The organism is Cohnella abietis, assembly GCF_004295585.1.
Taxonomy (GTDB): Bacteria; Bacillota; Bacilli; order Paenibacillales; family Paenibacillaceae; genus Cohnella; species Cohnella abietis.
On the sequence record NZ_AP019400.1, the window covers coordinates 5,850,768 to 5,873,921 of the forward strand.

A 23,154-nucleotide genomic window follows, 5' to 3' on the forward strand; every position below is an offset into this window, starting at 1 on the left:
TATTTCATACTACTAGCTTCTAAATGCATGTAGAGATTCGTTAATCTCTTTAGTTTGGGTATAAATTTGCTGATAGATCCGGAACAACTGCTCGTACTTCTTGCTAGTATTTTCATTAGGATAATAAGTCCGAGCACGCTTTACGAAAACTTCTCCGCACGCATCTAAAGTCGGATACCAGCCACTGCCGACCGCTGCAAGCATCGCCGCACCAAGCCCCGGCCCCTGCTCATTCTCAAGCGCAACGACATTCGCACGGAATATATCCGCTTGCATTTGGAGCCATACTGGATTTTTCGCTCCACCGCCTATTGAGACGATTGTATCGACGGTTTTGCCAGCTGCGCGGAACAAATCAATGGATTCGTTCAAGGAGAAAGTAATCCCCTCCATTACTGCCCGGGCAAAATGCGCTCTTGTGTGGCTGCCATCTATCCCGATAAAACTTCCGCGTATTTTTGCATCGGCATGTGGTGTGCGTTCACCAACGATGAAAGGCGTAAATAACAATCCATTAGAGCCGGCAGGAATATCATTGACTCCCTCAAGCATCGCATCGAACGTTTCTCCCTTAGCGAACGTATTGCGGAACCAGCTCAAGGAATAACCTGCGGCCAACGTTACTCCCATCGCGTAGAAGGCATTTTCCTTGCCATGATTAAAAAAATGTACTTTGCCCTCATAATCCGCAGATGCGTCCGCTTCATAAGTAAGAATGACACCTGAGGTTCCAATGCTGCATAGCGTTAGACCCGGCGACAAAATACCTGCTCCGATGGCTCCGCATGCGTTATCTGCACCTCCCGCGAATACTTTAGTTGACGATGATAGCCCGGTCAGTTGAGACGCTTCGGCAGAGATCGCCCCGACATATCCGCCTGCTTCTACGAGCGGAGGACAATAACTTGCCGGAATTTCAAATGCGCTAAGTACGTCCTCGCTCCAGCGTTTCGCTGCAATGTCGAGCAATAACGTTCCTGCGGCATCCGAAAGATCCATATGCTTGGCACCCGTCAGGCGCAAACGCAAGTAATCTTTAGGCAGTAGAAAATGGCTGGCGCGCGCAAATACTTCCGGTTCGTATTGCTTCACCCACAGTATTTTGGGCAAAGTAAAGCCTTCAAGTGCAGGATTGCGGGTAATCGATAACAGCTTATCACCCAAAGTTCGTTCGATCTCACGGCACTGCTCCGTTGTACGTGTATCGTTCCAGAGGATCGCTCTGCGAACAGGCCGATCATTTGCATCTAGAAGGACGAGTCCATGCATTTGCCCCGAAAAGCTGATACCCTCGATATCCTCTGGATTAACACCCGACTTTACGATCAAATCCTGCAGTGAACCAGCAGTTCCAGCTACCCAATCCTCCGGGTCTTGTTCACTCCAGCCCGCTTTATCATGGTAGAGAGAATACTCTCGTGTAGCTTCCGCATGTAAGGTTCCCGCTTGATCAATTAGCAGAGTCTTAACAGCGCTCGTTCCCAAATCTACGCCTACAACATACTTCATGGGAATCCTCCTTGTATGAAAATCCGCCCCGCCGGATTTCTTCCTTCCGGGGGACGGAGTGACTACACTGGTTTGACTAGCAGCTTGCTCGCTATGCGAAGGTTACACGCTAAAGATGACGTCATTCAAATTCGCTTTAATTTGCTCCAGCCGTGCGGATTCATTGCGAATTGGCTTAGCCTGCAATACATAAGCCTCCAACGATTGAAGTGTAGCTTTACCTGATACAATATCAGCGCCGATACCTTCACTGAAGCTGCGATAACGGTGGCTAACAATATCGTCAAGCACGCGATTTTCAATTAACTTAGCAGCTGCCTTCAAGCCACGAGCATAAGTATCCATTCCCGCGATATGAGCGAAGAACAAATCCTCGTCTTCAAAGGATGAGCGGCGAACCTTAGCGTCAAAGTTGACACCACCGCGACCAATTCCACCCTCGTTCTTAAGAATTTCGAACATTGCCAATGTAGTCGTAACTAGATCTGTCGGAAATTCATCCGTATCCCAGCCAAGCAAAGGGTCGCCCTGATTCGCATCGATCGAACCGAGCATCCCATTGATGCGCGCCGTCCGTAGCTCATGCTCAAAGGTATGTCCAGCTAATGTGGCGTGATTGGCTTCAATGTTAAGCTTGAATTTATCCTTCAAGCCGTAGCTCTGAAGAAATGCAATTGCTGTTGCGGAATCGAAATCATATTGATGCTTAGAAGGCTCCATTGGCTTAGGCTCGATCAAGAATTGTGCATCAAAGCCAATCTCCTTGGCATAGTCCACTGCCATATGAAGGAAACGTCCTAAGTTATCTAGCTCCAGCTTCAAATCCGTATTCAAGAGTGACTCATAGCCTTCGCGACCGCCCCAGAATACATAGTTTTCAGCTCCGAGCTCCTTGCCGACTTCCAATCCCTTTTTCAGCGTAGCTGCTGCATAAGCAAATACTTCTGCATTACTCGTCGTACTCGCGCCGTGAACGTAACGAGGATTCGTGAACAGATTCACTGTGTTCCAGAGCAGCTTCTTGCCCGTAGACTTCTGATAATCCTTCAGCATAGCTACGATAACATCGAGATTTTTATTCGTCTCTGCCAGTGTTGCACCTTCCGGAGCGATATCCGCATCATGGAAAGCGTAGAAGGGAACATTTAATTTTTCTAGCAGCTCGAAGTTAGCTTCTACACGTGCTTTGGATCTATCGAGAGGAGATAAGGAATCCCATGCACGAACAGCAGTGCCTGCACCGAATGGATCTGCACCACTTGCGTTAAATGTATGCCAGTATGCGACAGCGAAGCGGAGATGCTCCTCCATTGTCTTGCCGAATACGATTTCTTGCGAATTATAATGCTTGAATGCGAAAGGGTTTTTCGAATCGCGACCTTCGTATTGAATCTTAGGAACATTACTGAAATGGCTCATAAAAAAATGCCTCCTTGTAAGCGATATCATATTCTTAACTGACAATAGCATATCACGCCTTAACTTAGTTTGTCTATTGAATAAACTAAGTTTTTAAAACCCTAATATGTTATGATAGTCACAACTTAACAATAAGGAGTCGCTTAATAGAAATGACAAAATCGACTGGCGATCAAGCTTTAATTAAAAGAATTAATACAGCCATCGTGCTGGAATATATATTGCGGGGTTCACCGCTTTCTCGTGCGCAAATATCCGAGCAATCCGGACTCAACAAAGCTACAGTATCTAGCCTTGTCCAAGATTTAATCGATAGCTCCTTGGTCAAAGAAATCGGTACAGGGCAATCCAGCGGCGGGCGTAAGCCTGTTATGCTGGAATTTATCGCCACATCCGGTTATAGCATAGGCGTTGATCTTGGCGTAAATTACATACGTGGCGTGTTGACTGATCTTCGCGGTGGAATTATTGCTGAAAGAACAGCCTCCCTTCCCCTTCCTGAGCAAACTACAGCTATTGAGCAGCTGTGCAGCTGTATTGAATTTCTTATAGCTAAAGCTCCTGCAAGCCCTTATGGCATAGTAGGCATTGGGGTTGGAGTTCCTGGTCTCGTTGACGAAAATGGCGCCATTCTCTTTGCTCCTAACCTGAAGTGGCGTGACGTTCCCTTACAAAACCTGTTAACCGAACGGTTTTCAATACCTATTACTATTGATAATGAAGCAAACATGGGTGCGCTTGGGGAGCAGAAGTATGGTGCTGGGCGCAGCATTAACAATATTATTTACGTTAGTGTTGGCATTGGGATTGGTACGGGATTAATTCTTAACAAGTCCTTATACAAAGGCGCATCAGGCTTTTCAGGAGAGATGGGCCACCTCTCTATTGAAGCACATGGCAAGAGCTGTACCTGCGGCAATTATGGATGCTGGGAGCTGTATGCTTCCGAGCAAGCCTTGCTAGAGCAAGCCGCTGAGCTTGGCTTTGGAGATCTGGAAAGCTTGCTGGCAGCCGCAGACAATGGTCAGGAAGACGTAATAGAGCTATTCAGGGGGATTGGGGAATATCTCGGCATCGGTATCGCTAATATCGTTAATGTCTTTAATCCTGATGCGGTGGTCATCGGCAACCGGATGAGCCAGGCTCGCCCATGGCTAGAGGACATTCTTCGCCAAACCGTCGTTCAGCGCGCACTTAGTTTTCATGCCCGCAAGGTTCAGCTATTATTCGCCGAGCTTGGCGAACGTTCCTCGATGCTGGGCGCAGCCGAGATGGCGATTGCTGGTTTCTTCGTTCGGATAAAATCAGTGTAGATGAGCTTTATCTCGCTAATGTTTTATGGTATAAATTATTATATAGTTATATACGAATTTATTAAGGTTGTCCGGCGTGTCTAATGAAGAAATGAGGTCGGAACCATGAACGATAAGCTAGCCGAAATGGCAGAGCTATTAAAGCTACTTGGTGATAGAACGAGATTGGCTATACTAGGACTACTGCAAGAGAGAGATTTGTGCGTTGGTGATATTGTTGAGCTATTAGGGACGAGCCAGCCGAATGCGAGCCAGCATCTCCGAAGGCTGAAAAGCTCAGGGCTAGTGAGAGAAAGCAAGCGTGGACAATGGGTGTTCTATTCATTGAATCTAGATGACTTTCCCGACCTACGCATCTTTTTGTCTCAATTGCCAGGCCGCAAGGAACGGCTTCGGTCTCTTTCCGGGCTCGTTGATAGGGGTTAATCATGAGCTTTCAACTGACCAAGCGGGTCATTAAGCTGTTATGCGGCCCTTTCTCCTATGAACGGGGAGAGGTCTATTATCATGCCAAAAAAGTGAAAATCATTAATTATGATCCCGACGCTTCTATCTACGAAGCTACGATCAAAGGAAACATGGATTATGCGGTTAAAGCGGAAATAGATAGCAACGGAGATGTAACTGCCGAATGCACCTGCCCTGCTTATGCCTCCTACTCCCGTAAGTACTGCAAGCACATCGCTGCTGTTCTATTGAATATACACGATCTGCAGAATGCAGGTCGATCACCAATGCGTTCCTACTCCTATAAGCTAACTCCCGATGAACACCTATCAAGTGAAGCTGGACGTCTCACTCCCCGTTCCACGATTTCAACAGCCCGATCTGCAATTGAAAGTTCAGCTGTAGATACAGGACTGACGGATGGGATGCTAGGGCTGTTCGGAAGCAAACCCCTTCGCCCAAGCCGCAATAGGTTTTTAGCTGATACCAGAGAGCTTCTAGAAGTAGAAATTACATGCAGTCCCTTTCCATACGGCTATAGGAAGTACATGTTCGGCGTTGAGCTTAAGGTTGGTTCCAAGCGACTGTACATTGTGCAGAAAATTAGGGAGTTTCTTGATCGAGTGGATCGAAGCGAACCACATGTATTTTCTAAGCATTTCACATATGATCCAACCATTCATAGCTTTAGTAAAGAGAACGATGAGATCATTCGACAGCTCATCCAAATCTATCATAGCGAGAAGATGTACAGAGAAACCTCCAGCATCTATTCGGCCCATGCCAGCCCTTTAAGCGGGGAGCGCTTACTGCTTATTCCCCCCTATTCCTGGGAGTCTCTTTATCCATTGCTTACTCGTGCGCCAGAAGTAAAGCTGGAACAGGATAATCGCACGTATGTTGGGATTGCTACATCCGATGAATTGGTACCGCTCCACTTCGACTTTGATCAAGCTAAGGACGATAGCTATCAATTGGATGTCCAAGGCTTGGACCGAATTACCGTTATGGAGCCCTATGGTATCGTTATTGCCGAGGGCAAGCTGCTTAAGCTACCAGCAGATCAATGCAAGCGCCTGTCTGAGCTCAAGCAAATGCTTGAAGCCTCCCATAAGCAAAACGTTACAATTGCACGAGATCAGATGGAGCCATTCATGGAACAGGTTATTCCTGGACTAATGAAGCTAGGCAGTGTCCGTATCGCCCAAGCGGTATCTGAGCGCATTGTTCACACACCACTAAAAGCTAATCTTTATTTGGACCGAGTGAGGGATCGCCTACTTGCCGGACTGGAATTTCAATACGGTGATATTATCATTAATCCCTTAGAAGCGACGGGTCATAGGCACCAAACCGACCGTATTCTTATGAGAGATGGAGATAAAGAAAATCAAATATTAGAACTCATGGACCAAGGAAACTTTGCCAAAACGGAAAGCGGATATTTCATGGAGGATGAGGATTCGGAATACGATTTTCTGTATCATATCGTTCCACTGCTGGAGAAGCTGCTTCAGGTGTATGCTACAACGGCGGTAAAGGCGAGGCTCTATGTCGGAAACGCCCCGCCTAAAATAAAGGTAGATGTCGATGAGCGCACAGATTGGCTGGAGTTCCGATTTGAAATGGAAGGTATTCCAGAAAATGAAATTCGTTATTTAATCAGGTCACTCGAGGAAAAGCGGAAGTACCATAAGCTAGCTAATGGAGCACTTATGCCTCTTGAAGGTGTTGATTATGAAGAAATCAATCGCTTCATGAACGAAATGGGCATTCTCAAAGGCGAGATCCAAGGACCGGAGTTCCGCCTTCCCGTATTCAGAGGACTTCATCTAATGGACGTCGAGAAGCAAGGAAATGCTATCCAGCTAAGTAAATCGTTTCGTAAGCTACTGGATAACATGCGTAATCCGGATAATCTTGATTTCCCTCTTCCAGACAATCTCGCTCCTATCCTACGGGATTACCAGAAATACGGGTTCCAATGGCTGAAGACACTTGCTCACTATCGCTTCGGTGGCATTCTAGCGGATGATATGGGGCTTGGAAAGACGTTGCAAAGCATTGCTTTCCTTGTATCCGTTCTTCCCGAGATAAGAGAACAACAGCTGCCAGCGATCATTGTCTGCCCTGCTTCCCTTATGTACAATTGGCGGAATGAGCTGAAGAAGTTCGCTCCAGAAATTCGGGTCGTCATCGCTGATGGGAGCAAAACAGAACGAAGTCACGCGTTGAATCAAGCCTCTGGAGCCGATGTAATCATCACCTCTTACCCCCTCTTACGCAGGGATGTTGAGATGTATGTTGAGCCTTCCTTTCATACGCTTATTTTGGACGAGGCTCAAGCTTTCAAGAACTATGCCACTCAGACGGCACAAGCAGTTAAGATTATTCAGGCCAGATACCGTTTCGCTCTCACCGGAACTCCTGTAGAGAATGCCATTGAGGAGCTTTGGTCCATATTCGACGCCGTGTTTCCTGAGCTGTTTCATAATAGAAGAGCATTTAATGAGTTAACGAGAGAAGCTGTTGCTAAAAGGGTCCGTCCGTTTATTTTACGTAGATTGAAGACTGACGTCCTGAAGGAATTGCCGGATAAGATCGAATCCGTTCAAGCATCCGAGCTGCTTCCCGAGCAGAAAAAGCTTTATATGGCCTACTTGGCTAAGCTTCGCAAAGAAACGCTGAAGCATCTGGACGAAGAAGGCTTTAATAAGAGCCGGATCAAAATTTTAGCCGGATTAACGAGATTGCGCCAGCTCTGCTGTCACCCTGCTCTATTCGTAGAAGGCTATTCTGGAAGCTCAGCCAAATTCGAGCAGCTACTCGAGATTGTGGAGGAATGCCGCAGCTCAGGGAAACGTATGCTTATTTTCTCGCAGTTTACAGAGATGCTTGGCCTTATTGGACGAGAGCTCAGTAATCAAGGCGTATCGTATTTCTACTTGGATGGTAAAACCCCGGCTTTCGAGCGTGTCGAGCTATGCAACAGGTTTAATGAAGGACAACGAGACTTATTCCTCATCTCGCTAAAGGCCGGAGGAACCGGACTCAACCTGACAGGAGCAGACACCGTCATACTCTATGATCTGTGGTGGAACCCTGCCGTGGAGCAGCAAGCGGCTGACAGGGCCCATCGTATGGGACAGAAAAATGTCGTTCAGGTCCTTCGACTCGTTACGCAAGGCACCGTTGAAGATAAAATGTACCTGCTCCAACAAAGAAAGAAGAATCTGATCGACGAAGTGATTCAGCCAGGTCAGGAGTCTTTATCTACCCTAACAGAGCAAGAAATTCGAGAAATTCTAATGATCCAATAATAGTTACTTTAGCCTCGGCCTCAGCCGGGGCTTCTTATTTCTGATGTTTGTCCCAAAAAAATCATTAGGTTTATCCATTGTCTAGAGGGATAAACTCTAATATGATCTGTGTATCGATAATGATTATCATTATCTCCATAAACTAAATCATTGGGGGAAACAAAGCAAGATGAAAACAGCACGTAAATTAGTCGTAACTATTGCAATTGCAACGATGATGGTCGCTTTGCTTGCAGCATGTGGGTCGAATAACAATTCTAACAGCAAAGAAAGTGTCCAACCAAGCAATAGTCCAACAGCTACAACCAATACAGCAGCTGAATCAGCTACGAAATCATTTAATGATTCTAAAGGTCATACCGTTGAAATTCCTGCTACTCCTAAAAAAGTGGTCTATACGGGAATGGATTTGGGAGATCTATTAATATTAGGAGTTAAACCCGCTGGTGCCGCGCTTGGGATTATTGCTCCGCAGGTAGCCTATCCAGACTTATTGGACGGAATCGAAGACATTGGAGATGTTTCGGCTAATCTTGAGAAGGTACTTTCTCTTGAGCCAGACCTCATTCTAATGGATAGCGGCGGCACATATTATGAACCCAAAGAATATGATGAGCTCAATAAAATTGCTCCAACTGTTGCCTACGACAGGCTTACCACCTTCGAACGTGTGCTTAAAATGGGAGATATCCTAGGAAAGACCAAAGAAGCTGAAGAGTGGATCACTTCCTTTAAAGCCAAGGGGGAAGAGCTCAAAAAGCAGCTAGGGGTAACAGATGGTGCAACAGCGACTGTTGTCATTCGGCTAGGTAAACAATTCTATGTCATGGGGAATAGCGGATTCGCCAATATTCTTTATGATACTCTTGGTTACACTCCTACCCCATTAGTCAAGGAAACCTTGATCGATAAAAATGAAAGATTCGCTGATTTATCAAGCGAGCTTATGCCTGAATACACAGGAGATTATCTATTTGTGCTCACGGATGAAGATGAGGCTGCCAGAGCAAGCGCGGATTCTTTTACAAATGAGGCACTATATAAATCACTTAAAGCCGTTGCGAGTAATCAGGTTTACTACATTCCAACGAAATGGAATTTTGATGATCCAATTACTAAGGACAGATTAATTGAAGTGCTTCCTACAATTATGAAATAAAATCTTTATCGATGTATGACTAACGAAAGAGGCTGTCAACTTCATGTTGATAAGCTTCTTTTTTTTCTATACAATTAGCATGTAATTGATAACCATTCTCAATTTGAATTTAGCGGGAGGAACATAATTGGAACAAAATGAACAGAAAGTCCCCTTCCTTCACGATATATTATTTTCCATATGTGCAGTTGGTACATTCGATAGCTGCAGAGATGCAGTAGATATAAGTCCGCTAGAAGGGCATCATGCGATAATTGCTTTTACCAAAGGTAATGGCTCTCTCATCACTGATGAAGCTTCTTTGCATTTTAAACCGGGAATATGCTTGATTGTTCGGCCTGGAGGTCCAATCAAGTTTGATGAGCTAGTTGGAAAAGACATTACTGGGTATTGGATTACCTTTGATATATATCCATTAGGAATGAGCACCCCCTCACCCGGCATGCCTAATTGCTTTCCCTATGGACAGCAGATAAGTCCAACTCCCTTCATTAAATTCGTGGATTTGCTAGAACAGCTTGCGATCAAGCACCACAATGCTAACAGGCTTGATAGCTTTAAGCAGCAAATACGATTGCAGGAGCTAATTGTCTTGTTGTTGGAAAGCCATCAAGCTACGCAAAACCCCACGGATGCCATGCAGGCTGTTGAGCGTTCTGTTGCCTATTTGGAAGATCATTATATTGAAAATATTACGGTCGAGCTGCTATCTCAGCAAGCCGGTGTGCAGCGTTGGGAGTATAGCTCTTTATTTCAAGAAATAACAGGCTTTAAACCCCTAGACTATTTAACTGAAGTGCGGATGAAACGCGCCAAGGAGCTACTGCTGCTATCCAATGCCCCACTTCGAGACATCGCACATCGTGTTGGCTTTAAGGATGAGTATTACTTCAATCGCAGATTCCGGAATGCCATGGGAATTTCCCCCAAGCAATATGCACGTACTCATCAAAGTAGGGTAAGTATTCAAGATTATCAAGGCTCACCCATAGAGCTTCCGCTACAGCAATCAAGGATAGTAGTAACTGGGCATATATTGGGTAATTTATTAGCATTAGGGGTGCGGCCTGTTGGAGCTGATTTAACGGTAATCGGCAAACAGGTCGTATATCGAAATGAGCTTCATAACATTATGGATATTGGCCCAAGTGAGGATTTGGAAAGAATAAAAGCACTAGATCCCGATTTTATTTTTCACTGCTGCACTATCGGTGATGTTACAGATCCCGTAGCCCAAATTGCGCCTACATTAGTAATAAACAGATTGGATTCAAACTTCGATCAGCTGAGGTTAATGGCCACAGTAGTCGGTAAACGACCTCATGCTGAGAAGTGGATTAAGGAATATAAGACTAAATCAAAGGCATTGTGGAGCCAATTTCGGCTAGATATAGGCATAAATGAGACTGTAACGGTTATCGTAGTCGTTGATGGTAAGCTTTACGTCATGGGCAATTATGGGCTATCCTTTACACTGTATCACCCTCTCGCCTTTAAGCCATCTGAGAAGGTTAGAGAAATGATTGAGATGGGGATTGATTTTCGGAAAATATCTACTGAAATGATTGAGAGTTATGTCGGGGATCGACTTTTTTTACTAGTAGGAGAAGATCCAATTTCCGTTAATGAAGCAAAGCGCCTGATCAACAGCCCTCTATGGCGTGAGCTTTCACCTGTTCGAAAAAATCTTGTTCATTTCATGGATGCTAAATGGAACTACGGTGATTCACTTACTCTTGAACGGGTGCTGACCGAATTGCCAGGTGTTTTGCGTAATAGCTCCTAGGTCTTACAACAGATTTATTTTATGAATTGAGCCAAAAGAATACTTAGGTGTATAATTAGAATTTATAAAGCGGAGTAAACAGATCAGATTTAGGTTTATGAGCAGTATGGGAATGAGGGTGTTGAATATGTCTAAGCTAACGGTCGACAGTCAGTACGCACAGCTCGCTTGGTCTATGAGCAAGACAGGCGTTCTTGGATACGGTGGTGGTCCCTCCGTAATCCCTCTAATCCGACATGAAGCTGTTATTAAGTATAAATGGATGGATGATGATGAATTCGGGGAAATACTCGCCATTGCCAATGCGCTCCCCGGACCAATCGCGACTAAGATGGCTGCCTACCTCGGTTATCGTCAGAAGGGCGTCCTCGGCTCCATTGTCGCGGTTCTTACGCATATTTTACCTTCGGCAATTGCTATGATTTGCTTGTTATCGTTCGTGGAGTATTTAAGCAACTCTGCTGTTATTCAAGGGATGATTGTTGCTGTTATGCCGGTTATTTCCGTTATGCTTGGGGTCATGGCCTATGAATTCGTCAAGAGAGCTTACAAGGGGCTCGGTAAAATAATGGTCGTTGTCTTCTGTGCGATTTCATTTGTCATGCTGCAGCTTATCCCCCTGCATCCAGCGATTGTTATTGTGCTGTTCCTCGCCTACGGAGCCGTTCATTTCAAACTTGTTGACCGGATAAAAGCAAAGAATAAGAACAACAAAGGTGAGACACCATGAATGATATGATTCATTTAATAGTTGGTTTTTTTATATCCAACGTGCTTGGTTATGGCGGAGGGCCTGCTTCCATTCCTCTTATTTACCGAGAGGTCGTGACGAACTATAATTGGACATCCGATCATCAATTTTCAAACATACTTGCGCTAGGCAACACACTTCCTGGTCCCATCGCCACTAAAATAGCCGCATTCGTTGGCTATGACGTAGCCGGAATCAGCGGCGCATTACTGGCCTTAGCTGCAACAGTTGTCCCCTCTGCCATCGCTCTCATCGTACTACTTAAGATTATGCGACGTTATCGCCAATCCTCAGTAGTCAAAGGAATGACTCTGCTTGTGCAACCGGTCATTGCTATCATGATGCTCGTTCTAACCTGGCAGATGGGCAAGACCTCCATGGACTCCCTCGGCATGTGGCAATCGATTATTATCGCCGCAGTCGCACTGTGGGCGATGGAAAAACGCAAGATCCATCCTGCTTTTGTCATTCTATGTGCTTTTATTTACGGCGGCATAGTCGTTCCTCATTTCCATGTTTAAAGAGTGGCTGCCCGATAAGTGATGAACTTATGGGCTGTTTCTTTTTTATATCGAATATAGTTTTTGCGGGGAAATATCTCCTTCCGGTTGTTGATTGAGATCGTGAAATCTGAATGGGTAAAACATAAAAGGAGATTTCCCCTAATAACTGGTTAATCAACAGGCCTGATTTCATTCAAGTAAATGCTTATTTCTTTTTAATTTCTTCCAATATTTTTTCTTGGAGCTTTAGGGACTTTCGTAATGATACATCGATAGAAATCAAAGTTATAATTGATAAAATCATAAAGAATATAATTCCTATAGCCATCGTCTCTACCTCTTCAATTTGAATTTTAAATAAATATATGAAATATTGTATCACATTCCCATAATATTGATAAATTGGTGATCTGAAGAAGTGGAGAGTGGACAAGCCTCGCTTGCCAGCTACCGCAGGTACTGAGGTTACGGCAAGTAAAAAAAGAAACCTCTCTTTGGTCAAATGGAAGTGTCGAGCAACCATTTAAAAAGAGAGGTTTCTTTTTATAAGCCGTTTATACTTGTTATCCTTTTTCCAGCGTCTTCTTCAACAAATCTCTGCCCCGCTTAAGTCGGGACTTGACCGTATTCATCTTCACATTGTTCATCTCTACGATCTCTTCCATGGACATATCCAGCACATAGCGCTGATAGACCATTAAGCGATAAGCCTTAGGTAGCTTGTCGATAGCCGCATACATAGTCTCAGCAGCTTCCTTAAGAATAAGCACGTCCTCTGGTCTTTGGGCGTCCGCAGCCTGATTTTCCCAGCCCTCATGCTTCATCATCGGATGAGCTAGCGTAAGCTTTGTTTTGCGCTTGCGAAGAATATCTATGCAGATGTTTTTGGTCGTCGTAAAAATTAAGGATGAGATAGAGCCTGCGGGATCCAGACGCTCAAAGTTAACATACAGCTTGAGGAATGTTTCCTGCACGGCTTCTTCACTGTCTATTTTACTCCGCAATATTTTCCAAGCGAAGCTGAAAATCTTATCTTTGTAGTGCTCGAACATTTGCTCATAGGAGATTACAGGAACTCCCCTATTCGCTGTATGCTGCATGTCCATAGGTTTGCATCTCATTTCTGCGAACTTCGATTGCTCCTATTCTAACATAAGAGAGCGCCAATGTTCCGAATTCACAGAAAATTCTCTAAAAATACACAGGATTAGCGTGGTCCTGGTATATATTTCTTAATCCAATTACCGAAGCCTGCTGGATTGCGAGTTTGTATAAGTACAATTCCTTCACCACGAAACCTACACACAAGAGCTTCACCGCTCGTTATGCTTGAGAACCATCCTTTGGATGCTTTCTCGATCTTATAATGAACATAATCTGGCCAAGCGACTAAATGACCATTATCAATAACTCTTTCTTCTCCAGGCTCCAAATTAATGGCATGAATGGATCCGTAAGAAGAAAGGAATACAGTACCTCTCCCACTTATTTCTATAATGAAAAATCCTTCGCCCGACAGCAATCCCTTGCTCAGGTTCTGCATCTTCGTATTGATTTGAATACCGCTAGTCCCTGCAAGAAATCCATCCTTCTGCACGAACAATCGGTAAGAGCCGTCCAGCTCTACCGACTGAATGTCGCCCATAGAAGATGGAGCTAGCAATACCTCGCCTCCTCCTCTATTCGCTGATAGCTCTTGGAAGAAGAAAGTCTCTCCACTCAGCATCCTGCCCAAGCCTGCCATAATACCGCCTTCCATCGTCCCTTTGACATCGACGGTAGGAGACATGGAAACCATTGCGCCCGACTCTGCTTTTACAGAATCCCCCGCGTTAAGATGCAGCTTAAGCATTGCAAAAGCCCCTTGGTAAAGAACCTCGTGCTTCATCGCTACTCCTCCAAGTCATTATTATTGTTATTAATTATTTATTTTATATTATCGAACAGCTCTATGATAGACCTATCCCTCTTGCTACTCGCTATAATGACTAGGACAAGAGTGATAAGCCCCATTATCCAGTTGAGGATGAGCCTTGTGCCCTTTTTTTAATCGAGCTTATAATCATTGTACCTACAAAGATAGCAATTAGAATGGAAAAGAACACAACATCCGACACACGGAAGCCGAAAGCTCCGGAAATCATTTTGGCAGCAATAACAACAATAAGGATAAATGCCGCTTTTTCCAGCTCAGGGAACTTGTCGATCAATTTAAGGAACACTTGGGCAACTCCACGCATCATCAGTATCCCAACGATACCTCCCAAGAACAATACCCATACTTCTTCACTTACGCCAAAGGCGGCTAGGACGCTATCCATGCTGAAAGCAACATCCATAATCTCGACCGCAAGAACTGTACGCCAGAAGCCAAGACCTTTGTTATCGATCTCGCCAGCTTCTGGTTTTATTTTACGCCGAATGTAAGGGATAAGGGGGATTACACCAACACGTGCTAATGAGAATTCCAGATGAAACAAATTGCTAAGTGCGATCCAAAGAAGATACAATCCTCCGGCCACTTTAATCCAGGTTATCTGAACCAAATAGGTCCCGATCCCAATAGCCAAGAAGCGGAATATATATGCACCAATAAGTCCGTAAAACAACGCCTTTCTTTGTTGCTCCTTCGGAAGATGTCTAACCATAACCGCAAGCACTACGGCATTATCAGCAGACAGCAAGCCTTCAAGAATGACAAGTGTTCCAACAATTCCCCAAGTCGATGGCTTTGAAAGAATCGAGCGCATGTGCTCCCAATTGAAAAATATCGAAAAGTTATCTAGTATGCTGTTAAAAAAATCTGGCATCATGATCCCCCTGCTTCCAATTCGAGGTTTAATATGGGCTCCCGGCTTTATTTTATACATACCCCCCTCAATATTTGGTAATCCTTATATTCCTGCAACCTTACGAATTATAGCTCCGTCTAACTATGTAACAATAAACAGGCATACAAAACAAAAAAAGAAGGGCCATCCCTCATAGTCCAATTCGACCATAAAGGATAACCCTTCTCAGAAATTCTATTTAATTAAAGAACGCGTCTAGCTGTTACATAAGCTTTTTTCCAATAGCTCGTTTCCATGCTAGTAAGCGTAACACCTTTACTGCTGCTTGCGTGGAGCATCATTCCGCCACCCGCATAGACTGCGACATGACTAATTCCGCCTCCGCCAGTCTTGAAAAACATAAGATCCCCCACACTAAGGAAAGCTTTATCTACCTTATCGCCGCTATACGACTGGGATACAGAAGTACGTGGCAAGTCAATGCCGAATTGGCTAAATACATATTGTATATAAGAGGAGCAATCAAATGTATCCGTGCTTCCTGCTGCCGATCCATATTGATAAGGCGTACCGATTTGCTCCTTGCCGTAAGCGATTAGATCGAGTGATTCCTGGGTTGCTGCGCTTGCCTGAGAAGGAGAAGCGATCATAGATCCTAGAAGTCCAGTTACAATCACGCTGCAAGTAAGTAATAGCTTAATGGCGAATTTCTTATTCATATGTTATATTTCCTCCCGAATTTCTCTAGGTTGCCGTGAACCCTTGATGTCGGATTTTAATATAACACACCTTTTTCTGCCTATAATTTACCAAGGAGAAGACAAACACAGTAACCAAGGCGATTATAAGGCTTTCTTAGAAATGAATTAGAAAACGTTAATTTGTTATTGGGCCTCTTGGTATGCCTTGAGTCCAAGCGCTATAGAGCCACTTAAGCCGGCATTATCTCCAAGACCTGGAGGTACGATGTAATCGTCAATGCCCGCTTCTACTGCCGCTGAAGCTACGTATCCATTCAGGTTTTTCCGAACCTGCTCGCGAATAAGCGGGAACAGATGTAATTGATGCATTACGCCGCCACCAAGAATAATTTTCTTCGGAGAGAGGAGCAGAATCGCGCTAGCTAGCGCTTGCCCGATGTAGAAGGCTTCCATCTCCCATGCAGGATGGTCCTGAGGTAGCTCGCTCGCTTTAACACCCCAACGTTCTTCAATTCCCGGTCCAGCAGCCATTCCTTCCAAGCAATCGCCATGATAAGGACATTTGCCCGCATAGGTATCATTAGGATGGCGTCGTGTTAACACGTGCCCACCCTCTGGATGCACCAAGCCGTGTAACAGCTTGCCCTCAGCGAATACACCCACTCCGACACCAGTGCCGATTGTGTAGTATAGACAGCTATCTGAGCCCTTGGCTGCACCCCAGGTGGCTTCCCCAAGCGCAGCCGCATTAACGTCCGTATCCCAACCGAGTGGGATGTTGAATATCTTCTTAAGCTCCGGAAGCACTGGATAATTCGTCCACCCTGGCTTTGGCGTTGTTGTAACATAACCGTATTCCGAGCTCTCACGATCAATATTAATCGGCCCAAAAGATCCTATTCCGAGAGCTTCAATCTGCTTATCCTTAAAGTAGGCTACGACTTGAGCCAGCGTCTTCTCCGGCTGTTCTGTTGGAAAGCTAACGCGGTCGAGAATCTCACCATTCTCGTTTCCAACCCCACATACAAATTTTGTTCCGCCTGCTTCTACTGCACCAATTAACAACTTTATTTCCCCCTACACATTCAACTAAGACTATTTATCCACCTTATAGAAGCTTTCCAATTGCTCTACAATATCTGCTGTTACGTTATCAACAATGACTTGGCGCTGTGGCTTATTAAACAGCTCTTGGATTCTCTCTGGGAACTTCTGCTCGATGCCCAGTATACGAATGGCTTCATCAAATTTGGCCGGGTGCGCCGTAGCAAGTGATACGAAAGCCCCATCATCTTGATTGCCTGCACCCTCATAAGCAGCGATTCCACATGCGGAATGTGGGTCCAACAAATAATTGTAACGATCTTGATAGGTTTGAATCGTTTCTAGACATTCCTCATTACTAACGCTGTAAGCAGTTATATCCTGTTGAATGCGGGCGACTTCCTCAGCTGTAAAGGTAAGCTGACCCTCCGCTTTGAACTGTTCCATGCGAGCCGTTACAGAAACTGCATCTTCTCCGTAGAAATAGTACAAATAACGCTCGAAGTTACTCGCGATTTGAATATCCATAGATGGACTGTGTGTACTAAGGAAGCCCTCTGGCTTATAGATACCTTCGCGGATAAATCGCTCTAAAATGTTATTTTCATTCGTTGCCAGAACAAGCTGCTTGATTGGCACACCCATTTTTTTAGCCAAGTAGCCTGAGAAAATATTACCAAAGTTCCCGGTCGGTATACTGAAGTTAACGCCGCCTGATCTGATGTTAGCCGGCAGCTGCAAATACGCATAGAAATAATAAACCGACTGAGCTAATATACGAACAAAGTTAATGGAGTTAATCGCCCGAAGGTGATACTTTGTCTTAAACGAAATGTCCGCGAATAGCTCTTTAATCGTCTGCTGGCAATCGTCAAAGTTACCATTGACCGAAAGGTTCAGCACGTTGTCGTCCTGCACAGTCGTCATCTGTAGCTCTTGAACGAGACTGACTTTGCCGTTAGGATGAAGGATACAAATTTGAATGCCTTCCTTGCCCCTAACACTGCTAATGGCCGATGCTCCGGTGTCACCAGAGGTTGCACCTAAAATATTAATAACTTTGTTTTGCTTCTTCGCTACATAAGCATATAAATTTCCCATGAACTGAAGAGCGACGTCTTTGAACGCAAAGGTTGGTCCATGGAACAGCTCAAGTACATGTAAGGAATCGTTTAAAGTCGTTAGTGGCAATACATCCGGGCTCGTAAATCCAGCATAGCTCTCTTTAATAAGCTCCTTCAAATCCTGCTCGGGAATTTCTTCGTTCGTGAACAAAGAGAATATTTCAAACATGAGCTCCTGATAAGACAGCTTAGCCCATCCTTCAAGCTGCTCTTCAGATACGGTAGGAATAGTTTCCGGAACGATCAAGCCGCCGTCCTCTCCTAAACCCATAAGGAACATATCGATAAAGCCGATCGGCGACACTTTCCCTCTCGTGCTTTTAAATTTCATCGTCGTATTCTCTCCTCACTATGTATTGTTCTTAAACCATTGTGTACGAAAATAACTATAATTTCAACAACTGTATATATCCTATTCGCAGACGAGCACGTATCGGGTAAAATTCCCTTTACTCACCGTGCAACGGTCCTTAATCCTAAAGCCAGCTTCCTCTATAAGAGAGTCGATCTTTTCGATAGTTACCACAACAGCTCTATCAGCAAAGCTGCGAAGACTTTGAAGCATTTCTAGCTTTTCGTCCATGGGCAACACAGAGCATAAATTATAGGGCATATCGATTATAGCTACATCATAATGCTCGGTTATTTGTCTCATATCTCCTAAGATGACCTCGGATTCAAAACCAAAGTATGCCAAGTTGGCTCTTGCTCCCGTAGCTGCAAGAGGATTGAGCTCGCGCCCCACGATATCGATTCCCATCGACAGCGCCTCCACTAGCACAGTACCGATTCCGCAGCAGGGATCGATTACCCTCAAGCCCTTAATATGTGGAACTGCAATGTTCGCGACAGCGCGGGCGACACGCGTGCTTAAAGCCGTTGAGTATTTTCTTGGCTTTTCATTATGCTTAAGCCATATGGCCTCGCCTTTTATTAGTTCGCCGAATAGCCACCTGCCCGCTATTTGCACGAAACCAAATACCTTATCTGGCTTGCGCATCTCTGCTTTTCCCCGAATTCGCCAGCCAATTTCCCGCTCCAGCATGCGCTTCTGATCATACTCGAGCTTAGCATCCTCTTCGGGATTGTCGTTGTCCATGGCTTCAACCTTGAAAGTTGCGCCATTCAGCTCGAGACTCCCAACTTGATTTGCAATTTCCTCCAGATTAGCTCCTTCAAACAATACCTCAAGCCGCTGCTTAATAAAGGGACTTCGGTTTGGCTCAATTCTTATCATGCTATGCAGCAGGTTTGAACTACGATTAACCTGATTACCGAACAAGGAGCGCATTTCCAAATCGCACAAAGAACGCTCATTATCATTTGCAACGATTACGTATATATAGTGAGGTTCTTGTTGTTCTTGTAAGCCTATATCTTCCTTCAATTCACGATTCATCCTTTTCCCGTCAGTCTCCTAGCATTATTTTACGATAACATTTACCCAAAACAAAAAACAGAATAACATGAAAGAAAATAGAGATTAGAAATCCTTGGGAAAATGGAATACTATATAATAGTAATAGCAAGACAGTTAATCGTTCATACTTTGCAAATGAGGAGGATTACGTATGCTTGATAAATATCGCTTGGATGAAAAGCAGAAGGTGACCCTACAAGATTATGATCCTAATGACACAGCGAGCTTTACAAGTAAGGAGGAAATAGCGGAAGACTTCGAGCAGTTAAAGAAGGAGCTTCAGGATTTGCAGGAGAGGCTATATGCTTCCAAATCCAACGGAGTACTCATTCTATTCCAAGGTATGGATTGCAGCGGAAAGGATGGAGTTGTCAAAAAGGTGTTTTCCGGACTTAACCCCCAAGGGTTCCGCGCGGAAAGCTTTAAGCAACCAACCGGCGATGAGGCTGCACACGATTTTCTGTGGCGTGCTCATAAAGTAACTCCTCCTAAAGGTTATATTACCTCCTTTAACCGTTCCTATTATGAAGACGTTCTAATCACTCGTGTTCATGAGCTTATTGATAAGAAAACAGCTAGCAATCGCCTAAAACATATTCAGCATTTCGAGAAATTACTTACAGCTAACGGAACAGTCGTGATTAAAATATTTCTCCATATTTCCCAAGAGTTCCAGTTGGCCAAAATAAACGAAAGAATGGAAAACCCTGAGAAGCTGTGGAAATTCGACCCTAGCGATCTTGAGGAGCGCCGCTATTGGGATCAATATATGAAAGCTTACTCTTCCGCCTTTAAGGGCAGCGCTACGAGAAATAACCCGTGGTATATCGTCCCTGCCAATAATCGTTGGTTCCGTGACTATCTCGTGCTCAAGATTATCGTATCCACGCTGAACAAGCTTAAACTTGAGTACCCACATATCGAAATTGCAAAACAACACTAAGCTTACTTATCGCAACCGTTAGTCGCAGCTCATTCTAGGACGACTTTCAAAGCCCAAACCTGACCGGGATACGAGGCATGTGCAAAACCTGTTGTCCACGCCGATACCTTTTTTCCAATCAGAGAAGCATCATAAACAGATGGGACTTTCTTACCGTCGACGTATACTTTGCCATCCTCTGTTAAGCCTACCCAATTTGCTACTGGGTCATTGGTATTTCCGTTTTTTTCTTGTTCATTAATGACTAGTATTCGATTTTCGTCCTTGTCGACATCAGTAACTATACCCGTGGCGTTAGGAGTTCCTTTGCAGCATTCCCATGTTGTAATTTCTAATGGGAACTCCTTGCCCACTTTCTTAAACAAAGTCTTCTTAACCCCTCGTATGTCCGATTTGGACAACACACGCTCGAAGTCTCCATAGCTACGAATGACAAGTCTGATCGTGCCTGTCCCCGTTCCTGAGGACAAAATAGCGATCGAGTGCTTCTTATTAATTTCCTCTTGGTGATCGTTAATCTTCTGCTGTATCTCCTTCAAGCTGCTATCCGTTATCGAGATTACACTCGCGCCACTCTCCTGCTTTTTTGTGCTATTTACATTGCTGCAGCCCGCTATTATAAGGACCAATACTATCATTAAGACTAATACTTTCATCAGGACCAATCTTAAACCCCATTGCTTCTTCATTGTGCCCCTCCATTAAAGAGTAGGATTTACAACTTAAACGAATAATGCAACCAACTTGTTGCACTGGAGACAGGATTAGCCTTTTTGATGGATTTTTACATTTTGAGGCTACTTATGCTTAAAGGCTGCTTACACATGAAGACTTCTTCCGCTTCAAGGTTACTTACACTTAAGGACTTCTTCCACTTCAAGTGAAGTGGTTTCGACGACACATGGGCGATTGCATACATATATGCAGAAGTTAGATAAGATCAATACCAGTACGGATGTGGTGGCTTTATAGTTAGCGGTGTGGGCGGGTGGCGGTGTGCGTGGCTTTATAGTTAGCAGTGTGGGCGGGTGGCGGTGTGCGTGGCTTTATAGTTAGCGGTGTGGTGTAGGTCGCGGTGTGCGTGGCTTTATAGTTAGCGGTGTGGTGTAGGTCGCGGTGTGCGTGGCTTTATAGTTAGCGGTGAGCGGTGTGGTGCAGGTCGCGGTGTGCGTGGCTATATAGTTAAGTTATGGTTGTGATGTGGTTTACCGGCTTGGCAGATCACCTAACCTCGGTTTTACACCAATTAGTCCGCCCACAACGGCTTGCAGCACACCAACCCCCGCTTTTCCACCAATTAGTACGCCCACAACGGCTTGCAGCACACCGAACCTCGTTTTTCCACCAATTAGTACGCCCACAACGGCTTGCAGATCACCAACCCCCGCTTTTCCACCAATTAGTCCGCTCACACCGGCTTGCAGATCACCAACCCCCGCTTTTCCACCAATTAGTCCGCTCGCAGCGGCTTGCAGCACACCAACCCCCGCTTTTCCACCAATTAGTACGCCCACTCCGGCTTACAGCACACCGAGCCTCGGTTTTCCACCAAATAGTACGCCCACAACGGCTTGCAGCACACCAAACCTCGTTTTCCCACCAATTAGTACGCCTACACCGGCTTGCAGCACACCGATCCTCTTTTTCCCACCAATTAGTACGCCCACAACGGCTTGCAGCACACCAACCCCCGCTTTTCCACCAATTAGTCCGCTCGCAGCGGCTTGCAGATCACCGAACCTCGGTTTTCCACCAATTAGTCCGCTTACAACGGCTTGCAGCACACCGAACCTCGGTTTACCACCAATTAGTACGCCCACACCGGCTTGCAGCACACCGAACCTCGGTTTTCCACCAAATAGTACGCCCACACCGGCTTTCAGCACACCGAACCTCGGTTTTCCACCAATTAGTACGCTGACAACGGCTTGCAGCACACCGAACCTCGGTTTTCCACCAATTAGCATCTCCCACTAATCGTGCCTCTTCCCAAACTAAACAAAAAGAGAGCGCGCAGATCTAACTGCTTCGCTCCCTAAGGACCCTATTCATTCCGCCAGTGTCCATTCACCGGTCTATTCTACTAGTCCATTCCACCAATCCACCCTACCACTACCTCAATAGACGCAGCATCTGAACGACCATACGACCGTCTCCCTGCAGCTTCGCCTCTCTACTGCGGAGCTGCGAGGAACCGTCCCCGTCCAGAAATATGCCGTTTACAAGCTTCCCATCCCCGATCTGCTCCACAACGGCCTCACGAAATGAAGCAAGAGTCCCCTTAATGGTGCTTACGACCAAATATAAGTTACCCTCTGTATCGTACACAGCTGCTGAACGCAGGCAGTAATCGTTGGGCAAGGGCACTTGCTCTGCCATAGCCTGCTCCAACCAATCCGCATCTCGGTCAAGACTCATGCTAATTCCGCCCTGTGCCCAGTACCGTGAACGATCCGTAACCGCAAGATCAGATGGCTTGCTCACAACCTGAACGCTTAGCACATCCAAGCTCTCATCCCACACAAGAGTGCCACGCGCGTACTTTGCATTCACCGCACCTGTTCCGTATGATCCTTTCTCCTTGCTAACGGGTTCGTCATTCACAACAGCGATGCTGAGCAAAGCATTCTGATAGAAAAATCCCCCATTAATTCCGTAGAAGGGTGCAACAGTTACATTATTAAATATAGGCTCCAAAGTGATGTTAGACGGTTTTGTGCGTATATAATGCAGCTCCATGCCATTGTTAGCCATTGCCTTGCCGTATGTATAGTCGTAAGGCATATTAAGCTCTTCATCCTTGAAGTCCCCATCGTCATTGTTGCCAGTCAACAATACAATAGTTATGATTACCGCCACCATTGCTACAAGCACAATGCTAACAACCTTAAGCCTTCTCTTCGTCTCTTTTTCCATATCCCGT

At 45.1% G+C, this 23,154-nt stretch carries 21 protein-coding genes; 8 read left to right on the forward strand and 13 right to left on the reverse strand.

Annotation, left to right across the window (positions count from 1 at the left end):
• Positions 1-12: 12 nt before the first annotated feature.
• The gene (gene xylB, locus KCTCHS21_RS25630) at positions 13-1,509 is read right to left on the reverse strand and encodes a xylulokinase (protein WP_130614753.1); all 1,497 of its coding nucleotides are present in this window, start codon (positions 1,507-1,509) and stop codon (positions 13-15) included.
• Between the two features lie 102 nt (positions 1,510-1,611).
• Positions 1,612-2,928, reverse strand: coding sequence for a xylose isomerase (gene xylA / locus KCTCHS21_RS25635; protein WP_130614755.1), 1,317 nt, complete (start codon positions 2,926-2,928; stop codon positions 1,612-1,614).
• A gap of 152 nt (positions 2,929-3,080) precedes the next feature.
• Here xylA and KCTCHS21_RS25640 point away from each other — a divergent pair, with 152 nt between their 5' ends.
• The 7 genes from KCTCHS21_RS25640 to KCTCHS21_RS25670 all read left to right on the forward strand — a co-directional run bounded on the left by KCTCHS21_RS25640 (position 3,081) and on the right by KCTCHS21_RS25670 (position 12,225).
• The gene (locus KCTCHS21_RS25640) at positions 3,081-4,241 is read left to right on the forward strand and encodes an ROK family transcriptional regulator (RefSeq protein WP_130614757.1); all 1,161 of its coding nucleotides are present in this window, start codon (positions 3,081-3,083) and stop codon (positions 4,239-4,241) included.
• Positions 4,242-4,346: 105 nt separating this feature from the next.
• A complete protein-coding gene (locus KCTCHS21_RS25645) occupies positions 4,347-4,667 on the forward strand; it encodes an ArsR/SmtB family transcription factor (protein WP_130614759.1) in 321 nt (106 codons plus the stop codon).
• 2 nt (positions 4,668-4,669) lie between these two features.
• Positions 4,670-8,008 carry a DEAD/DEAH box helicase gene (locus KCTCHS21_RS25650; RefSeq protein WP_130614761.1) on the forward strand — a complete coding sequence of 1,113 codons (3,339 nt, stop codon included), beginning with the start codon at positions 4,670-4,672 and terminating at the stop codon, positions 8,006-8,008.
• Between the two features lie 169 nt (positions 8,009-8,177).
• Positions 8,178-9,167 (forward strand): ABC transporter substrate-binding protein, encoded by a 990-nt coding sequence (locus KCTCHS21_RS25655; RefSeq protein WP_130614763.1) that lies wholly within the window; start codon positions 8,178-8,180, stop codon positions 9,165-9,167.
• Positions 9,168-9,294: 127 nt separating this feature from the next.
• Positions 9,295-10,953 (forward strand): AraC family transcriptional regulator, encoded by a 1,659-nt coding sequence (locus KCTCHS21_RS25660; RefSeq protein ID WP_130614765.1) that lies wholly within the window; start codon positions 9,295-9,297, stop codon positions 10,951-10,953.
• A 127-nt stretch (positions 10,954-11,080) separates the two neighbouring features.
• Positions 11,081-11,683, forward strand: coding sequence for a chromate efflux transporter ChrB (locus KCTCHS21_RS25665; RefSeq protein ID WP_130614767.1), 603 nt, complete (start codon positions 11,081-11,083; stop codon positions 11,681-11,683).
• Positions 11,680-12,225, forward strand: coding sequence for a chromate efflux transporter ChrA (locus tag KCTCHS21_RS25670; RefSeq protein WP_130614769.1), 546 nt, complete (start codon positions 11,680-11,682; stop codon positions 12,223-12,225). The genes KCTCHS21_RS25665 and KCTCHS21_RS25670 overlap by 4 nt, the downstream gene beginning before the upstream one ends.
• 545 nt (positions 12,226-12,770) lie before the next feature.
• On the opposite strand, the gene KCTCHS21_RS25675 is transcribed toward KCTCHS21_RS25670, so the two are convergent.
• The 7 genes from KCTCHS21_RS25675 to KCTCHS21_RS25705 all read right to left on the reverse strand — a co-directional run bounded on the left by KCTCHS21_RS25675 (position 12,771) and on the right by KCTCHS21_RS25705 (position 19,267).
• Positions 12,771-13,313, reverse strand: a complete 543-nt coding sequence (locus KCTCHS21_RS25675) for an RNA polymerase sigma factor (RefSeq protein ID WP_157994122.1) — start codon at positions 13,311-13,313, stop codon at positions 12,771-12,773.
• A gap of 101 nt (positions 13,314-13,414) precedes the next feature.
• Positions 13,415-14,095: a TIGR00266 family protein gene (locus KCTCHS21_RS25680; protein WP_130614774.1), complete on the reverse strand. Its 681-nt coding sequence runs from the start codon at positions 14,093-14,095 to the stop codon at positions 13,415-13,417.
• Between the two features lie 124 nt (positions 14,096-14,219).
• A complete protein-coding gene (locus KCTCHS21_RS25685) occupies positions 14,220-15,020 on the reverse strand; it encodes a TerC family protein (RefSeq protein WP_130614776.1) in 801 nt (266 codons plus the stop codon).
• Positions 15,021-15,241: 221 nt separating this feature from the next.
• Positions 15,242-15,718, reverse strand: a complete 477-nt coding sequence (locus tag KCTCHS21_RS25690; protein ID WP_130614779.1) for a C40 family peptidase — start codon at positions 15,716-15,718, stop codon at positions 15,242-15,244.
• A 165-nt stretch (positions 15,719-15,883) separates the two neighbouring features.
• The gene (locus KCTCHS21_RS25695; RefSeq protein WP_130614781.1) at positions 15,884-16,765 is read right to left on the reverse strand and encodes an ROK family protein; all 882 of its coding nucleotides are present in this window, start codon (positions 16,763-16,765) and stop codon (positions 15,884-15,886) included.
• A 30-nt stretch (positions 16,766-16,795) separates the two neighbouring features.
• Positions 16,796-18,199, reverse strand: a complete 1,404-nt coding sequence (gene thrC, locus KCTCHS21_RS25700; RefSeq protein ID WP_130614783.1) for a threonine synthase — start codon at positions 18,197-18,199, stop codon at positions 16,796-16,798.
• A gap of 81 nt (positions 18,200-18,280) precedes the next feature.
• The gene (locus tag KCTCHS21_RS25705; RefSeq protein ID WP_130614785.1) at positions 18,281-19,267 is read right to left on the reverse strand and encodes a TRM11 family SAM-dependent methyltransferase; all 987 of its coding nucleotides are present in this window, start codon (positions 19,265-19,267) and stop codon (positions 18,281-18,283) included.
• 172 nt (positions 19,268-19,439) lie between these two features.
• Between KCTCHS21_RS25705 and KCTCHS21_RS25710 the strand changes: the two genes are divergently transcribed.
• Complete coding sequence (locus KCTCHS21_RS25710) at positions 19,440-20,231, forward strand: PPK2 family polyphosphate kinase (protein WP_130614787.1); 792 nt, start codon at positions 19,440-19,442, stop codon at positions 20,229-20,231.
• Between the two features lie 29 nt (positions 20,232-20,260).
• Here the strand turns inward: KCTCHS21_RS25710 and KCTCHS21_RS25715 are convergent, their stop codons facing one another.
• From KCTCHS21_RS25715 to KCTCHS21_RS25730, 4 genes are all read right to left on the reverse strand, one after another.
• Positions 20,261-20,920 (reverse strand): hypothetical protein, encoded by a 660-nt coding sequence (locus tag KCTCHS21_RS25715; RefSeq protein ID WP_130614789.1) that lies wholly within the window; start codon positions 20,918-20,920, stop codon positions 20,261-20,263.
• A 516-nt stretch (positions 20,921-21,436) separates the two neighbouring features.
• On the reverse strand, positions 21,437-21,745 hold the full coding sequence (locus KCTCHS21_RS25720; RefSeq protein ID WP_130614792.1) for a hypothetical protein: 309 nt from the start codon (positions 21,743-21,745) through the stop codon (positions 21,437-21,439).
• A gap of 6 nt (positions 21,746-21,751) precedes the next feature.
• A complete protein-coding gene (locus KCTCHS21_RS25725) occupies positions 21,752-22,198 on the reverse strand; it encodes a hypothetical protein (RefSeq protein WP_130614794.1) in 447 nt (148 codons plus the stop codon).
• A gap of 145 nt (positions 22,199-22,343) precedes the next feature.
• Positions 22,344-23,147, reverse strand: a complete 804-nt coding sequence (locus tag KCTCHS21_RS25730; protein ID WP_179952640.1) for a hypothetical protein — start codon at positions 23,145-23,147, stop codon at positions 22,344-22,346.
• Positions 23,148-23,154: the final 7 nt, after the last annotated feature.

Excerpts from the sequence above, each read along its gene's own strand:
- KCTCHS21_RS25670 (WP_130614769.1), top strand. The coding sequence starts at position 11,680 with ATGAATGATATGATTCATTTAATAGTTGGTTTTTTTATATCCAACGTG.
- KCTCHS21_RS25715 (WP_130614789.1), bottom strand. The coding sequence starts at position 20,920 with ATGAAGAAGCAATGGGGTTTAAGATTGGTCCTGATGAAAGTATTAGTC.
- KCTCHS21_RS25730 (WP_179952640.1), bottom strand. The coding sequence starts at position 23,147 with ATGGAAAAAGAGACGAAGAGAAGGCTTAAGGTTGTTAGCATTGTGCTT.
- xylA (WP_130614755.1), bottom strand. The coding sequence starts at position 2,928 with ATGAGCCATTTCAGTAATGTTCCTAAGATTCAATACGAAGGTCGCGAT.
- KCTCHS21_RS25685 (WP_130614776.1), bottom strand. The coding sequence starts at position 15,020 with ATGATGCCAGATTTTTTTAACAGCATACTAGATAACTTTTCGATATTT.
- KCTCHS21_RS25705 (WP_130614785.1), bottom strand. The coding sequence starts at position 19,267 with ATGAATCGTGAATTGAAGGAAGATATAGGCTTACAAGAACAACAAGAA.
- KCTCHS21_RS25675 (WP_157994122.1), bottom strand. The coding sequence starts at position 13,313 with ATGGACATGCAGCATACAGCGAATAGGGGAGTTCCTGTAATCTCCTAT.
- KCTCHS21_RS25725 (WP_130614794.1), bottom strand. The coding sequence starts at position 22,198 with ATGCTAATTGGTGGAAAACCGAGGTTCGGTGTGCTGCAAGCCGTTGTC.
- KCTCHS21_RS25655 (WP_130614763.1), top strand. The coding sequence starts at position 8,178 with ATGAAAACAGCACGTAAATTAGTCGTAACTATTGCAATTGCAACGATG.
- KCTCHS21_RS25650 (WP_130614761.1), top strand. The coding sequence starts at position 4,670 with ATGAGCTTTCAACTGACCAAGCGGGTCATTAAGCTGTTATGCGGCCCT.
- thrC (WP_130614783.1), bottom strand. The coding sequence starts at position 18,199 with ATGAAATTTAAAAGCACGAGAGGGAAAGTGTCGCCGATCGGCTTTATC.
- KCTCHS21_RS25640 (WP_130614757.1), top strand. The coding sequence starts at position 3,081 with ATGACAAAATCGACTGGCGATCAAGCTTTAATTAAAAGAATTAATACA.
- KCTCHS21_RS25710 (WP_130614787.1), top strand. The coding sequence starts at position 19,440 with ATGCTTGATAAATATCGCTTGGATGAAAAGCAGAAGGTGACCCTACAA.
- KCTCHS21_RS25665 (WP_130614767.1), top strand. The coding sequence starts at position 11,081 with ATGTCTAAGCTAACGGTCGACAGTCAGTACGCACAGCTCGCTTGGTCT.
- KCTCHS21_RS25690 (WP_130614779.1), bottom strand. The coding sequence starts at position 15,718 with ATGAATAAGAAATTCGCCATTAAGCTATTACTTACTTGCAGCGTGATT.
- KCTCHS21_RS25645 (WP_130614759.1), top strand. The coding sequence starts at position 4,347 with ATGAACGATAAGCTAGCCGAAATGGCAGAGCTATTAAAGCTACTTGGT.
- xylB (WP_130614753.1), bottom strand. The coding sequence starts at position 1,509 with ATGAAGTATGTTGTAGGCGTAGATTTGGGAACGAGCGCTGTTAAGACT.
- KCTCHS21_RS25680 (WP_130614774.1), bottom strand. The coding sequence starts at position 14,095 with ATGAAGCACGAGGTTCTTTACCAAGGGGCTTTTGCAATGCTTAAGCTG.